The following is a 15,448-nucleotide window of genomic DNA, read 5'->3' as shown; positions in this document are numbered from 1 at the left end:
GCAGGGGAGGGTTGGGGAGGGGTGCTTTTGGCGCGATAGTCGGTGATCGTTTGAAGCTGAATGCCTGAGTCGTTTGAGGAGAGATCATGACCTCCTCATTTCACCGCGAAGAGCACCCCTCCCTGGCCCTCCCCTGCTTCGCAAGGGAGGGGACTAAAACGGCACCGCTCGCGCTGTTCCTTCGGCGATCATCTGCATTGCCACCGCTTCAGCCGCCTTGATCCCATCCACACCCGCAGAGAGGATCCCACCCGCATACCCCGCCCCTTCGCCCGCAGGAAACAACCCGCGCGTATTGAGGCTCTGCCCATCCGCCCCGCGCGTCATCCGCACCGGCGAAGAAGTGCGCGTCTCCACCCCGGTCAGGATCGCATCGTCCATCGCGAAGCCCTTGATCTGCCGGTCGAAGGCCGGCAACGCCTCGCGGATCGCGTCGACGGCGTAACGCGGCAATGCGCTGGACAGATCACCCAGCGTCACGCCCGGCGTGTACGAAGGCAGCACGGCGCCGAATTCGCGCGAGGCGCGTTTGCGCAGGAAGTCGCCGACCAGCTGGCCCGGCGCGCTGTAGTCCTCGCCGCCTTGCCGGAAGGCCTGTTCTTCCCAATGCCGCTGCAGGGCGATGCCGGCCAGCGGACTGCCGCTGGGATCGAACTCGGCGTAATCCTCCGGCGCGATGCCGACCACGATGGCGGCGTTGGCGTTGCGCTCGTTGCGCGAGTACTGGCTCATGCCGTTGGTGACCACGCGGCCGGGTTCGCTGGCGGCGGCGACCACGGTACCGCCCGGGCACATGCAGAAGCTGTACACCGAGCGCCCGTTGCGGCAGTGGTGCACGAGCTTGTAGTCGGCCGCGCCGAGGATCGGATGGCCGGCCTGCGGACCGAAGCGCGCCCGGTCGATCAGCGATTGCGGATGTTCGATGCGGAAGCCGATGGAGAAGGGTTTGGCTTCCAGGAACACACCGCGCTCGTGCAGCATGAAAAAAGTGTCGCGCGCGCTGTGGCCAAGCGCCATCACCACATGGTCGGCACGGATCTGCCCGCCATCGGCCAACACCACCCCGCGCACTTTGCGCGCACCGGTAGCATCGGTTTCCACCAGCAGGTCGTCGACGCGGTGCGAGAAGCGGATCTCGCCCCCCAGGGCTTCGATGTCCGCGCGCATGTTCTCCACCATCGACACCAGGCGGAAGGTGCCGATATGCGGCTTGCTGACGTAGAGGATTTCCTCCGGCGCGCCGGCCTTGACGAATTCGGTCAGCACCTTGCGCCCGTAGTGGCGCTTGTCGCTGATCTGGCTGTACAGCTTGCCGTCGGAGAACGTGCCTGCGCCGCCTTCGCCGAACTGCACGTTGGATTCGGGATTGAGGATCTTCTTCCGCCACAGCCCGAACGTGTCCACGGTGCGCTCGCGCACGTTCTTGCCGCGCTCCAGGATGATCGGCCGCAAGCCCATCTGCGCCAGGATCAGGCCGGCGAACAGGCCGCAGGGGCCCATGCCGATGACCAGGGGCCGTAGCGCCGCTGGGTGCGGAGAAACCTGGACGGTTTTTTCGACGACGGTCGCCACCCCGCGCGCCTCTTCGGACGCGACCGAAAGCGGTACGCGCACGGGTGTTCCGGCCTGCAACGGCTGCGCGACCGGTTTGTAGGTGGTGTCCGGCGTGGGAGCGATCTTGCCGTCGGCCGCTTCCTCGTCCATCTGCAGCCGCTGCAAGATGTCCGCTTCGCGCGTGGTCTCCACGTCCACCGCGTAGATCAGCACGATCGCTCCGCGCTTGCGCGCGTCGTAGCTGCGCTTGGCGATAGCGAAGCCGGCAAGTTCGGCGGCGTCGATGCCCAGGCGCGCGACGATCGCCGCGGGAAGCGCGGCTTCGTCATGGTCCAAGGGAAGCTTGAGGTCGGTGAGTCGCAGCATGGGCAAGGCCGGAGAGGTACGCCAGTTTAACTGCCGCCGCTGCGGAGCGCGGTAAGGTAGCGGCCGAAAACGGCACTGGGAGAAACCATCATGAAGCGCGTTCCGTCGTTGCCGCGAGGCGCATTCCTGTTGCTGTCGATCCTTGCGAGCACCGCGCTGCCGGCAGCCGAAGCGCCCGGCCGACGCACCTACGCCAACCCCGTCGACCTGGACTACCGCTACAACTTCGAGCAGCTCAACGAAGGCATCTCCTACCGCACCGGCGCCGATCCGGTGATCGTGCGGCACAAGGATGCCTACTACCTGTTCCAGACCCTGGCCGATGGCTACTGGCGCTCCACCAATCTGCTGGACTGGCGCTTCGTCACGCCCAGCCGCTGGCCTTCGGAAAGCATCGTGGCCCCGGCCGTGGTTTCCGACGGCGATCGCCTGGTCATCATGCAATCGGCGTTCGGCCCGCGCGCGTTGTTGCAGTCCACCGATCCGGCCAGCGGCAAGATCGACTACCTCACCCGCCTGCTGCCGCGTATTCCCACCGCCGTGCCGCCGGGCCAGGACCTGCTGCCGCTGCCGGCCGGCAAGACCCCGCCGGGGCCCTGGGACCCGGATATCTTCATCGACGACGACGGCCGCTGGTACCTCTACTGGGGTTCGTCGGACACCTATCCGCTGTACGGCATCGAGATGGAAAAAGCGCCGCGCGGATTCGTTTTCCGTGGCGAGCCCAAAGTGATGCTGGCGCTGGATCCGGCCAAGCATGGTTGGGAACGCTTCGGCCCCGATCACCGCGGCATGAATTTCCCCAACGGCAAACCGGTCGGCAACTACATGGAAGGCGCGTGGATGACCAAGGTACGCGGCCGCTATTACCTGCAGTACGGCGCGCCCGGCACCGAGTACAACGCCTACGCCAACGGCACCTATGTCAGCGACAGTCCGCTGGGTCCGTTCGAATACGCGCCTTACAACCCGGTGGCCTACAAGCCCGGCGGTTTCGTGCAGGGCGCCGGCCACGGCTCCACCTTCCAGGACGAATACGGCAACTGGTGGAACACCGGTACGCCGTGGATCGGCTACAACTGGACCTTCGAACGGCGCATCGCGATGTTCCCCGCCGCCTTCACCGACGACGGACAGATGAGCGTGTCCGCGCGCTTCGGCGATTTCCCGCACTGGATGCCGGAAGGCAAGGTCGCCGATCCGGAATCGCTGTTCACCGGCTGGATGCTGCTGTCCTATCGCAAGAAGGCGACGGCTTCGTCCACGCAGGGCGAGTTCGCCGCCGACCGCATTACCGATGAGAATCCGCGCACCTTCTGGGTCGCCGGCAGCAACAAACCGGGCGAAACGCTGACCGTCGATCTGGGCGCGGACAAGACGGTGCGCGCGGTGCAGGTCAATTACGCCGACTACCAGTCCGGGCGTTACGCCGATGCGCCGGATATCTATACCTCCTTCCAGCTGCAGCACTCGCGCGACGGCAAGCGGTGGACTCCGCTGGCCGGGGTCGGCGATGGACCGGACCGGCGCGACCGCCCCAATGCGTACCTGCAACTGCCGGAGCCGGTGCGCACGCGCTATGTCCGCTACGTGCATGGCCACGTGGGCGCCGCGAACCTGGCCATCAGCGACCTGCGCGTGTTCGGCAACGCCGATGGAAAGCCGCCGGCCGCACCGACCCGGGTAAGCGCCAAGCGCGACCAGGATCGCCGCAATGCGGTGGTGGCCTGGAAAGCCGTTGCCGGTGCGGTGGGATACAACGTGCGCTGGGGCTTGCGCGCGGACCGGTTGAACCTGAGTTATCAGGTGTTCGCCGACAGGGGCACGACGCTGGAGCTGCGTGCGCTGAACGTCGATCAGCCGTATGCGATTGCAGTGGAAGCCTTCAACGAAAACGGCGTTTCCGGGTTGAGCGCGGTCGTGCAAGCGGACTAGCCGCACTCGGCGACTGCTGGAGGCTTCCGCCCTCTTGACCCTTGTTGGTGGAATGCGAGGCGGTACCGGCAAGAGACGCCGCGTTTCCGGGATTTGCGAAGCGAATGTCGAAACGCAATGCTTCGTCTATGCCAAAAGTCATTTGACGGCGTATGCCCCGGCGGCAATGATCGCTGGCGGCATGGCGATGCGCCGCGCGCACGCCATGATCGTCCGCTTCAGTCCCCGTCCCGCGCCGCGCGCGCGGGCTCTACCGATGGAGAGCAGCCTTGCACAGACGCGACTTCCTGGCCGTTACCGGCCTCAGCCTCGGCGGCCTGATGGTGCCGTCCTTCCTCGGCAGGGCGATCGCCGCCGAACAATTGCAGACCACGCTGGACGTCGGCTTCAAGAAAGGCCTGGCCGATGCCGCGCTGGCCGCCGCCACCGACGCTGGCGCCAGCTATTGCGACGTGCGCGTGGGCCGCTACCTGCGCCAGTTCGTGATCACCCGCGAAGACAAGGTGCAGAACGTGGTGAACACCGAATCCACCGGCGCCGGCATCCGCGTCATCGCCGACGGCGCCTGGGGTTTCGCCGCCACCAACGACCTGACCACCAACGGCGTGGCCCGGGCCGCGCGCCAGGCCGCGGCCATCGCCAAGGCCAACGCCAAGATCCAGACCGCCAAGGTGCAGTTGGCGCCGGTCAAAGGCGTGGGCGAGGTGGCGTGGAAGACGCCGATCGTGAAGAACGCGATGAACGTGCCGATCAAGGACAAGGTGGACCTATTGCTGGGCGTGAATGCAGCAGCGACCAATGCCGGCGCCGATTTCGTCAATTCCATGCTGTTCCTGGTCAACGAGCAGAAGTATTTCGCCAGCACCGACGGTTCCTATATCGACCAGGACGTGCACCGCATCTGGGCGCCGATGACGGTCACCGCCATCGACAAGGCCAGCGGCAAGTTCCGCACCCGCGACGGCCTGTCCTCGCCGATGGGGATGGGCTTCGAATACCTGGACGGCGCGGGTTCGGGCAAGTTCGTGTCGCCCAACGGCGTGGTCAACTACGGCCTGTCCTACGACATGAAGGAAGACGCCATCGCCGGCGCCAAGCAGGCGCGCGAGAAATTGAAGGCGCCTTCGGTCAAGCCCGGCAAGTACGACCTGGTGCTGGATCCTTCGCACACCTGGCTGACCATCCACGAGTCGGTCGGCCATCCGCTGGAACTGGATCGCGTGCTGGGCTACGAGGCCAACTACGCCGGCACCAGCTTCGCCACCCTGGACAAGCGCGAAGCCAAGTTCCAGTACGGCAGCGACAAGGTCAATATCGTCGCCGACAAGACCCAGACCGGCAGCCTGGGCGCGGTGGGCTACGACGACGAGGGCGTCAAGACCAAGCAGTGGGACCTGATCAGCGGCGGCAAGCTGGTCGACTACCAGACCATCCGCGACCAGGCCCACATCCTGGGCAAGAAGGAATCGGACGGCTGCTGCTACGCCGATTCGTGGTCCAGCGTGCAGTTCCAGCGCATGGCCAACGTATCGCTGCAGGCAGGCAAGGACAAGCTGAGCGTGGCCGACATGGTCAAGGACGTGGAGAACGGCATCTACATCATCGGCGATGGTTCGTTCTCCATCGACCAGCAGCGCTACAACGCCCAGTTCGGCGGCCAGCTGTTCTACGAAATCAAGAACGGCAAGATCGGCGCGATGATCGAGGACGTGGCCTACCAGATCCGCACGCCCGAGTTCTGGAACGCCTGCGCCGCGATCTGCGACGAAAGCGACTACCGCATGGGCGGCTCGTTCTTCGACGGCAAGGGCCAGCCCGGCCAAGTGTCGGCGGTCTCGCACGGTTCCAGCACCGCGCGCTTCAACGGCATCAACGTCATCAACACCGCCCGCTCGCTCGGCTGATCGCATCCAGGAGACCACTAGAACATGAGCATCTTCACCGAAGAGCAAGCCAAGGCCATCCTCGACAAGGTCATCGCCCTGTCCAAGGCCGACGAATGCACCGCGTCGCTATCCGGTTCCATTTCCGGCAACATCCGTTTCGCCCTGAATAATGTCTCCACCAGCGGCATCGTCGACAATGCCGATCTGGCCGTGCAGGTGGCTTTCGGCAAGCGCGTGGGCGTGGCCACCATCAACGAGTTCGACGACGCCGCGCTGGAACGCGTGGTGCGCAGGGCCGAAGACCTGGCCCGGCTGGCGCCGGAAAATCCGGAGTTCGTTCCGGCCGTGGAAAAGCAGACCTACAAGGCCAGCCCGACCTTCAGCGAAGCCACCGCCGCCATCACCCCGGAATACCGCGCCCAGGCGGCGGCCGATTCCATCGGCCCGTGCCGCGCGGAGAAATTGATCGCAGCGGGTTTCCTTGAAGACGGCCAGAGTTTCGTCGCCTTCGCCAACAGCAAGGGCAACTTCGGCTACCAGAAAGCCACCAACCTGGACTACACCTGCACCGTGCGCACCGAAGACGGTCGCGGTTCGGGCTGGGTCGGCCGCAATCTGCAGGACGCCACCCCGTTCAAGGCCGGCCAGGACGTCCGCGTCGCCATGCGCAAGGCCAGCGATTCGGCCGCGGCCAAGGCGCTGGAGCCGGGCAAATACACGGTGATCCTGGAACCGGCCGCGGCGGCCGGGCTGATCTCTTTCATGATGAATTTCTTCGATGCGCGCCAGGCCGACGAAGGCCGCAGCTTCCTGTCCAAGAAAGGCGGCGGCAACAAGATCGGCGAACAGGTCTACGACCCGCGGGTGAATATCTCCGCCGATCCCTGGCACCCGGAAGCGCCGGTGATGCCGTGGGACGACGAGGGACTGCCACGCGAGAAGACCGCGGTGGTGGAGAACGGCAAGGTCGTCAACCTGGAGTATTCGCGCTACTGGGCGCAGAAACAGGGCAAGCGCGCGACCGGCGCGGCCGGCAATCTGCTGATGTCCGGCGGCACCAAGTCCACCGCCGAGCTGGTCAAGAGCACGCAGAAAGGCATCCTGGTCACGCGCACCTGGTACATCCGCATGGTCGATCCGCAAACCGTGCTGCTGACCGGCCTGACCCGCGACGGCACCTTCTACATCGAGAACGGCGAGATCAAGTACCCGGTGAAGAATTTCCGCTTCAACGAATCGCCGGTGATCATGCTCAACAACATCGAAGAACTGGGCAAGCCGGTGCGCGTGGCCGGCGACGAGTCTTCGTTCGTGATGATGATCCCGCCGATGAAGCTGCGCGACTTCACCTTCACCTCCTTGTCGGATGCGGTCTGATCGATGAAGCGGATGCAGTGCGATCGATGAAGCTGCGCGACGGCGCATGAATCGCGCGCAGTTCCTGCGATTGATGGCCGGCGGCCTGGCCGGCGCCTTGCTGGCCGGGCCGCTGCGCAGCGCAAGCGCGGCGGTTTCCAGCTACGACTTCTGGTTCACCCGCCTGAAGTACGACTCCGGCGACTGGGACGTGGACCAGCGCATGCCCGCCAATCTCATCACCTCGCTGATCGACTACACCAACCTGCGCGTGGACCCGAAGGAACACGTGCTGGCCCTGGCCGATCCGAAGATGCTGACTGCGCCGTTCTGCTACCTGGCCGGACACAAGCTGGTGGAGTTCAACCCGGCCGAGCGCCGCAACTTCGAGCGCTACGTGCGCAACGGCGGCTTCGTGCTGGTGGACGACTGCAACCACGACATCGACGGCCTGTTCGCCAAGTCGTTCGAAGCGCAGATGGCTTCTATCTTCGGCGCCAAGGCGATGAAGAAGCTGCCCAACAACCACCCGATCTACCGCAGCTTCTTCAAGTTCGACGGCCCGCCGGCCACCGGTTTCGAACTCAACGGCTGGGGCGACGATCTGGTGCACGAGTACCTACAGGGCATCGAGATCGACGGTCGCCTGGGCCTGCTCTACAGCAACAAGGACTATGGTTGCGAGTGGGACTACGACTGGCGCAACAAGCGTTTCCTGGCCGAGGACAACACCAGGTTCGCGGTGAATATCGTCATGTATGCGTTGACGGCGTGAGTGCGTCCCGGCACACCGGAATATTTCCGACGTCATCCCAGCGAAAGCTGGGATCCATCTTGATCTTCGCGATGGGTCCGCAGCGAGATGTAAAGCCAAAGCAAAGCAAGATCAAGATGGATCCCAGCTTTCGCTGGGATGACGATTCATTATTTTGCAACCGGCCGCATTGAAGTCAGCAAGGAACAAAGATGAGTAACCCCCTCACCGAATCCGACCTCCAATCCCAACTCGCGCGGCTGGGCCAATTGCGCCAGGCCATCGCCCAGGCCATCGTCGGCCAGGAGGAAGTGGTCGAACAGTTGCTGATCGGCCTGCTGGTCGGCGGCCACTGCCTGCTGGAAGGCGTGCCGGGACTGGGCAAGACCCTGCTGGTGCGTTCGCTGGGGCAGGCGCTGGAACTGCAGTTCCGGCGCGTCCAGTTCACCCCCGATCTGATGCCCAGCGACATCCTGGGCACCGAGCTGCTGGAAGAAGACCACGGCACCGGTCACCGCCATTTCCGCTTCCAGCCCGGCCCGGTGTTCACCAACCTGCTGCTGGCCGACGAGCTCAACCGCACCCCGCCCAAGACCCAGGCCGCGCTGTTGGAAGCGATGCAGGAACGCACCGTCAGCTATGCCGGCGTCACCCATGCGCTGCCGGCGCCGTTTTTCGTTTTGGCCACGCAGAATCCGCTGGAACAGGCCGGCACCTACCCGTTGCCCGAGGCGCAGCTGGACCGCTTCCTGCTGCATATCCGCGTGGACTACCCCAGCGAGCGCGAAGAGCACGACATCCTGGCGCAGACCACCGGCAGCCGTGGCAGCGAAGTGCCGCAGGTGATGCATGGCGAGGAAGTGCTGAAGCTGCAATCGCTGGTGCGCGAAGTGCATCTGGGCGAAGACCTGCTGGCGTGGATCACGAAACTGGTGCGTGCGAGCAGACCCGGCGAAGGCGGATTGGAAGACGTGCGCAAGTACGTCCGCTGGGGCGCTGGTCCGCGCGCCGGGCAATCGCTGGTGCTGGCGGCCAAAGCGCGTGCATTGCTGCACGGGCGCCTGGCTGCGACGCGTGAAGATATCGTCGCATTGGCGGCGCCGGTCATGCGCCACCGTCTGTTGTTGTCGTTCGCCGCCGAAGCCGAACAGAAAAGCGCCGACGACGTGATCGCCGCGCTGCTGCGCAGCGTGCCGTTGCCGACCGCCTGACAGGCCGCACGCGGTGTCGTACGAACTGATCCCGCCCCAGGTCCGCAGCCGGTTGAAAGAGCTGCGGCTGACTTCGCGGCGCGCGGTCGGCTTGCACGGCATCGGCCTGCACCACAGCCGCAGCCGCGGTGCGGGCCTGGAGTTCGCCCAGTACCGCGCCTACGAACCCGGCGACGAACTGCGCCAGATCGACTGGAAACTCTACGCGCGCTCGGACCGTTTCTTCGTGCGCGAAGCCGAGCGCGAAAGCCCGCTGGCGGTGTGGATACTGATCGACGCCAGCGCCTCGATGGCGCAGGAAGACGCGGCGCGTCCCGGCTGGTCGCGGTTGGATGCGGCCAAGGCGCTGGCGGCCTGCATCGGCGAGTTGGCGATGCGCCAGGCCGACCGCTTCGGTTGGGTGGCGTTGCGCCACGACGGTCTGCAACTGGTCGCGCCTGCGGCAGGCGCTCGCCAGCGCGACCGTTTGTTGCTCGAGATGCACGGATTGTCGGCGGGCGGCGGATTCCCCCGCGTCGAGCAATTGACGCCGTTGTGGGACCGCGTCGGCGCGCAGGATCTGGTGATCGTGCTCAGCGACTGCTTCGACCCGGCTTGCCTGGAATTGATGCAAAAGCTATCGGCGGCGCGGCGCGAGGTGCTGGCGATCCAGTTGCTGACCGTCGAAGAACGCGATTTCCCGTTCCGCGGCGGTTACCGCTTCCGCGATCCGGAAACCGGCGAGGAGCTGCTGGGCGATGGCGTGGCGCTGCGGGCCGATTTCCTGCGCCGCTTCGGCGAAGCGCGCGACTTGCTGCACGCGCAGCTCGATGCCAGCGGCATCCGCCATGCCGGCTATGTGCTGGATGAAGAGCTGGACGTGCCGCTGCGGCGTCTGTTCGGCTCGCGCGACGCGGCGGAATACGCATGACTCCGGCCTTGCTGTTGCCGGCCGCACTGGCAGCGCTCGCCGCGCTGCTGCTGCCGCTGCTGATCCATCTGGCCCGCCGCAGCGAACAGCGCCCCACCGATTTCGCCGCGCTGCGCTGGTTGCGGCAAAAGCCCAAGCCGCGCCATCGGGTGCGCTTCGACGAATGGCCGCTGCTGATCGCGCGGTTGCTGCTGCTCGCCTTGCTGGCGGTGTGGCTGGCGCGGCCGGTGCTGTTCGGCAGCGCCAGCGAAGCGCCGTGGGTGGCGGTGATGCCGGGCATCGACGCCGCGCAGGCGCGCGCAGCCATCGACGACGACAAAGCGCGCCTGTATAGGCTGGCGCCCGGTTTCCCCGCTTTGGACCAGCCGCCACCTGCACCCGCTGCGTTGCCGTTCGCCAGCCTGTTGCGTCAGCTCGATTCCGAGCTTCCCGCTGCGGTGAAGTTGAGCGTGCTGGTTCCCGAACAGTTGCAAGGCGCGGATGCGCAACGACCGCGGCTGTCGCGCATGGTCGAATGGAAGGTGCTTGCGGGTGCGATGCCGGCACCCAGGCCCGTCGTTGTCGGCGCGCCGGCGCTCGCTGTCCGCTACGCGCAGGATCGCGAAGACGGATTGCGTTACCTGCGTGCGGCGGCGAGCGCGTGGCAGTCATCGACAACGGCTACTTTCGCGGCCGCGCCGACGACCCAGGCGCTCCCAGCCGATACGCGGCATCTGGTCTGGCTTGCGCCCGGCCCTCTGCCTGCCGCAGTCGACGACTGGATCCGGCGGGGCGGAACCGCACTGCTGCCGGTGGACACCGAATACAAGTTTCCTACCCCAACCACCGTCTACTGGCGCGATGAAGTCGGCACGCCGCTGGTCGAAGGCGCGGCGCTGGGACGCGGCCGGGTGCTTCGCTTCACCCGCACTCTCGCTCCTGCGACGATGCCGCAATTGCTGCAACCCGATTTCCCGCGCAATTTGCGCAACCTGTTCGCAATACCGGGGCCCGCACCAGCGCGAGTGGCCGCGCGCGACTACGCGCCTATCACGGGAGGAGCGTCGTACGCGCAGCCGCCGCGCGACCTGCAGCCGTGGTTGGCGCTGCTGATCGCAGCGTTGCTGCTGGCGGAGCGCTGGCTGGCGACGCGGCGCAGCCGGGGAGTCTCGCCATGAATCCGCATGCGTTGTTCTTACGGCCCGTCCACGAGCAGGTCGCAACCGCGCATGGCCGTTGCTTTGCCCCCTTTGAAAAAGGGGGCTACGGGGGATTTGCTTTTGCTCTTGCTCTTGATCGTGCTCCAGAGCAAGAGCAAATCCCCCTCAATCCCCCTTTTTCAAAGGGGGAGGCAGAAGCGCTGCTGCATAGGGCTGATGTGTGCGGGAAGGTCGCGTCATGACCGCGAACAAATTCCCACAGCTGTCGCAGCCGGCACGCAAGCGTAGCGTTGCCGACGATCTGCTGCTCTGGTCGCCACTGCCGTTGCTGTTGACCGCTGCAGCCTGGCGCTGGCATGGCGCGCTGGCCGCCTCGCTGGTCGGAGTCGCCGGTTTTTTCCTGTTGACGATATTCGCGTGGCGGCGCGCGCGCCGCTTCGATCGGCAGTGGCTGATCCGGCAGCTCGATGCGCAACGCGCCGACATGGAAGACAGCGCGGATCTGCTGTTCGCCGAAGATGCGCGGTTGAATCCGCTGCAACGACTGCAGCGCGCACGATTGCAACAGCGCCTGGCCGGACACCGCACGCCCGATCTTCGCCCGGCATGGTCGTCATCGCGCATCGCCGCTAGCTGGATCGCGGGCGCGCTGGCCATTGCGACACTCGTTTTCTGGCCGGCCCGGCAAACGACGACGGTCCTGGCGCCCAGCACGGAGAATCTGCCGGTGGTGGCCGGCGTGCCGCGACTGGTGGCGCAACGGCTGCGCATAGTTCCCCCCGCCTACACCGGGCTGCCGGTGCGCGACGAAGCCAGCCTGGATGCGAAGGCGCCACAGGGCTCGCGCCTGCAGTGGACGCTGCATTTCGAGCCGCAACCGGCCGCAGCCGACCTGGTCTTCCATGACGGCACGCGTGTCGCATTGATCCGCGATGGCGAAGACTGGGGCGTAATCCGCAGCCTGGACAAATCGGCGTTGTACCGCGTCTCGCCGAGCGGAGCGGAGAAGCAGCCCGCGCCGCCCCTGCATAGACTCGATGCGCTAAGCGATGCGCCTCCGCAAGTGAAAGTGCTGGTTCCCGAGCGCAGCCTAAGCCTGGTCGCGCCGGGTCAGCGCAGCTGGCCGCTGGCTTTCGAAGTCAGCGACGACTACGGCGTGGCGCCGAACGCGCGGCTGCGCATCACCCTGGCCCAGGGCGAAGGCGAGAACATCACTTTCCGCGAACGCACCCTCGACGTGCGCGGCACCGGAAACGGCAAGTTGAAACGCTTCTCGCCGCAGCTGGACATGGCCGCGCTGGGATTCTCGACCGGCGACGATCTGATCGCGCAGCTCACCGTCGCCGACAACCGCGCGCCGCGGCCGCAAGCGGTGCGCAGCCCCAGCCTGATCCTGCGCTGGCCCTCCGACTTGGGTGCCGAGAGCACCGGCCTGGAAGGCATGGTCAAGAAGGTGATGCCCGCGTACTTCCGCAGCCAGCGCCAGATCATCATCGACGCCGAGGCCCTGCTGAAGGAACAACGCAAACTCGATACCGAACGCTTCGTCGCCCGTTCCGACGGCATCGGCGTGGACCAGCGCATCCTGCGCCTGCGCTACGGTCAGTTCCTGGGCGAGGAAGCCGAAGGCGGCGCCAAGCCTCCGCCGACCAACGACGCCGAAACGCACGACGACGATCATGCGCAGACGCAGACGGAGGCAGCAACGCAGGACGAGCATGACCACGCGCCCGCCAGCGAGGAGGCGAAACCGGCCTTCGGTGCGGACGCCGACGTACTTGCGGAATTCGGCCACACCCACGACCACGCCGAAGCGGCCACCCTGCTGGATCCGGAAACCCGCGCCACCTTGAAGCGGGCGCTGGACCAGATGTGGCAATCGGAATTGCATCTACGCCAGGGCCATCCGCGGCAAGCCTTGCCTTATGCGTACAAGGCGTTGGGTTTTATCAAGCAGGTGCAGCAGGCCACGCGGATTTTTCTGGCCCGCGTCGGTCCCGAACTTCCACCCATCGATGAAGCGCGGCGAATGACCGGCGACCGTGCCGGGCTGGCGCGCCGCGAACTGCCGCTGGCGGCGAAGGACACAGGCGTCGATGCCGCGCCTGCCGAGGTATGGCGCGCACTTGCCGATTCTCCGGATGCGGGCAAGACGACCGAACTACCACTGGATGCGCTGGAACGCTGGCTGCACGCCAACGAAGCGCGCGTTCCCGATCCGCTCGCCTTCGTCAGCGCTATCGATGCGGTGCGGCGCGATCCGTCCTGCATCGAATGCCGGCGCGACTTGCGTGGATTGTTGTGGACGATGCTGCCGCGGCCGCCGGCGAACGTCTTGCGGCGCAGCGACGAAGGCGCCGATGGGCGCCGTTATCTGGAGGCGTTGCGCCAGGAGACCCGGCCATGAACCTGTCGTTGTGGCTGGCGGTATTGCTGGCGCTGGCGGTTGTGCTCGCCTGGCTGCGCCTTTGGCTCTGGCAACGAAACGCACCGGACGCCTCGCGATCGCGCGGCTGGCGGCTGGTGGCGTTGTGGCTGCTGCAGCCGCTATGCGCGGCGCTGCTCTACTTCACGCTGTTGCCGCCCACCTTGCCCACGGAAGCGGGAACGCTGGTGGTCGCCACCGCAGGCGCGACGCGTACTGGCGCGCAGGCGGCAGGCGATCGTCTGATCGCGCTGCCCGAAGCGCCGATTCTGACCGGCGCCGAACGCGTGCCCGACCTGGCCACCGCGTTGCGTCGTTATCCCGGTATGCAACGCCTGCGCATCGTCGGCGCCGGGCTGGAGCCGCGCGACCGCGAGGCCGCGCAGACTCTGCCCCTGACCTTCGATGCGCCGGCCTTGCCGCGCGGCGTGGTGCGTCTGGACGGACCAGGACAGGTAGCGGCCGGCGCCGCGTTCCAGATCGGCGGACAGGTCAATGGCGTAGACAAAGGATCGGTGGAACTGATCGATCCGGCCGGCCAGCGCGTGGATGCGCTTGCGCTGCCGGCCAGCGGCGAATTCATCGTCACCGGCACCACCCGCGTGCCCGGGCAGGCGATCTTCACTTTGCGCGTGCGCGATGCGCAGCGAAAAACGGTGGAAGAAGTGCAGGTGCCGTTGTGGACGACGGCCGATCCTGCGCCGCGCATGCTGTTGCTGGCGGGCGCACCCTCGCCCGAACTGAAGTATCTGCGCCGCTGGGCCGCCGATGCCGGACTTTACTTGCACACCCAGATCGGCGTCGGTGGCGGCATGCAGCTGGGCGATGCGCCGCTGCGCGTGGATGCGGCGACCTTGCAACGTTTCGATCTTGTGGTGCTGGACGAACGCAGCTGGGCCACCCTGGGCGCGAACGAACGCGCGGCGTTGATCGAGGCGGTTCGCCAGGGGCTCGGCCTGGTGCTGCGGATCACCGGGCCATTGCCCGACACGACACGGCGCCAGTGGCAGGCATTGGGCTTCTCGCTCGGCACCAGCGGCGATATCGCCACCGTTCGCCTGCCTGCCGAATCGATCGACGAGGAAGCGTTGCGCGCGCGACGCGGACCGGGCACGGCCGACACGGCCACTGCGCCGAATGGCGCGCAGGACGACAACCCCGCGCTTACCCGTCGCGCGCTGAAGCTGGGCGGTGCCGACGCCACTCCCCTGCTGCGCGATGCCGATGGCGCCGTGCTCGCGGTCTGGCGCGCGGAACAGCGCGGACGCATCGCGGTGTGGAGCGTGACCGACAGCTTCGCGCTGGTGCTGTCCGGACAAAGCGCACGCCACGCCGAATTGTGGAGCAGCGCCTTCGCAACCCTGGCCCGCGCACGGACTGGTTCCGCTCCACGCATCGACCCGCAACCGCGCGAACAGCAGCGCATGGCCTTGTGCGCGCTCAGCGGCAAACCGAGCGTTGTCGCGCCGGACGGACGAACCACCATGCTATTGCCCGACCCGGGTGCCGGCGACTCCACTTGCGCTGCGTACTGGCCACGACAGACTGGCTGGCATTCGCTGCTGCAGATCGATGCCAAAGCACGCGAAAGCTCCTGGCCGTTCTTCGTCTACGCGCACGATGCGGCGCCGGGTCTGCGCGCAGCCGAATTGCGCGATTCGACATTGCGCTTGCAAGCCCTTCCGGTCAGCGTCGCCGGAAAGTCCGACGGCCATGAAGCATCCAGGCGGAGCGGATCCTCCTGGCCCTGGCTCCTCGCCTGGCTGATTGGTATTGGACTGTTGTGGTGGCTAGAGCGCGCGCGCACGGGGCGTACCAACATCGCAGCCTGAAGAAAACGCAACCCGTGGGAGCGGCGTCTCGCCGCGAGCTCTTGAGTAGCTTGGATGAGAGCGAAGAGCTCGCGGCGAGA

At 66.3% G+C, this 15,448-nt stretch carries 11 protein-coding genes; 10 read left to right on the top strand and 1 reads right to left on the bottom strand.

Going from position 1 to position 15,448, the window contains the following annotated elements:
• Window positions 1-153: 153 nt before the first annotated feature.
• A complete protein-coding gene (locus CSC73_RS07375; RefSeq protein ID WP_163839800.1) occupies window positions 154-1,920 on the bottom strand; it encodes an NAD(P)/FAD-dependent oxidoreductase in 1,767 nt (588 codons plus the stop codon).
• A 90-nt stretch (window positions 1,921-2,010) separates the two neighbouring features.
• Between CSC73_RS07375 and CSC73_RS07370 the strand changes: the two genes are divergently transcribed.
• The 10 genes from CSC73_RS07370 to CSC73_RS07325 all read left to right on the top strand — a co-directional run bounded on the left by CSC73_RS07370 (window position 2,011) and on the right by CSC73_RS07325 (window position 15,368).
• Complete coding sequence (locus tag CSC73_RS07370) at window positions 2,011-3,855, top strand: family 43 glycosylhydrolase (protein ID WP_163839799.1); 1,845 nt, start codon at window positions 2,011-2,013, stop codon at window positions 3,853-3,855.
• A 269-nt stretch (window positions 3,856-4,124) separates the two neighbouring features.
• Window positions 4,125-5,759 (top strand): TldD/PmbA family protein, encoded by a 1,635-nt coding sequence (locus CSC73_RS07365; protein WP_163839798.1) that lies wholly within the window; start codon window positions 4,125-4,127, stop codon window positions 5,757-5,759.
• 24 nt (window positions 5,760-5,783) lie between these two features.
• A complete protein-coding gene (locus CSC73_RS07360; protein WP_163839797.1) occupies window positions 5,784-7,118 on the top strand; it encodes a TldD/PmbA family protein in 1,335 nt (444 codons plus the stop codon).
• Window positions 7,119-7,164: 46 nt separating this feature from the next.
• Window positions 7,165-7,872 carry a DUF4159 domain-containing protein gene (locus CSC73_RS07355; protein ID WP_163839796.1) on the top strand — a complete coding sequence of 236 codons (708 nt, stop codon included), beginning with the start codon at window positions 7,165-7,167 and terminating at the stop codon, window positions 7,870-7,872.
• A gap of 191 nt (window positions 7,873-8,063) precedes the next feature.
• Window positions 8,064-9,062: an AAA family ATPase gene (locus CSC73_RS07350; RefSeq protein ID WP_163839795.1), complete on the top strand. Its 999-nt coding sequence runs from the start codon at window positions 8,064-8,066 to the stop codon at window positions 9,060-9,062.
• Window positions 9,063-9,075: 13 nt separating this feature from the next.
• The gene (locus CSC73_RS07345; RefSeq protein ID WP_163839794.1) at window positions 9,076-9,972 is read left to right on the top strand and encodes a DUF58 domain-containing protein; all 897 of its coding nucleotides are present in this window, start codon (window positions 9,076-9,078) and stop codon (window positions 9,970-9,972) included.
• Window positions 9,969-11,129 (top strand): BatA domain-containing protein, encoded by a 1,161-nt coding sequence (locus tag CSC73_RS07340; RefSeq protein WP_163839793.1) that lies wholly within the window; start codon window positions 9,969-9,971, stop codon window positions 11,127-11,129. The genes CSC73_RS07345 and CSC73_RS07340 overlap by 4 nt, the downstream gene beginning before the upstream one ends.
• Window positions 11,126-11,353: a hypothetical protein gene (locus CSC73_RS07335; RefSeq protein ID WP_163839792.1), complete on the top strand. Its 228-nt coding sequence runs from the start codon at window positions 11,126-11,128 to the stop codon at window positions 11,351-11,353. The genes CSC73_RS07340 and CSC73_RS07335 overlap by 4 nt, the downstream gene beginning before the upstream one ends.
• Window positions 11,350-13,518: a DUF4175 domain-containing protein gene (locus CSC73_RS07330; RefSeq protein WP_163839791.1), complete on the top strand. Its 2,169-nt coding sequence runs from the start codon at window positions 11,350-11,352 to the stop codon at window positions 13,516-13,518. Before CSC73_RS07335 ends, CSC73_RS07330 begins: the two co-directional genes overlap by 4 nt.
• Complete coding sequence (locus CSC73_RS07325; protein ID WP_163839790.1) at window positions 13,515-15,368, top strand: carboxypeptidase regulatory-like domain-containing protein; 1,854 nt, start codon at window positions 13,515-13,517, stop codon at window positions 15,366-15,368. The genes CSC73_RS07330 and CSC73_RS07325 overlap by 4 nt, the downstream gene beginning before the upstream one ends.
• Window positions 15,369-15,448 lie beyond the last annotated feature (80 nt).

The organism is Pseudoxanthomonas sacheonensis, from assembly GCF_010093305.1.
Taxonomy (GTDB): Bacteria; Pseudomonadota; Gammaproteobacteria; order Xanthomonadales; family Xanthomonadaceae; genus Pseudoxanthomonas_A; species Pseudoxanthomonas_A sacheonensis.
Note: the sequence above shows the minus strand (reverse complement) of the source record. Positions and strands in the feature narration are given on the sequence as shown.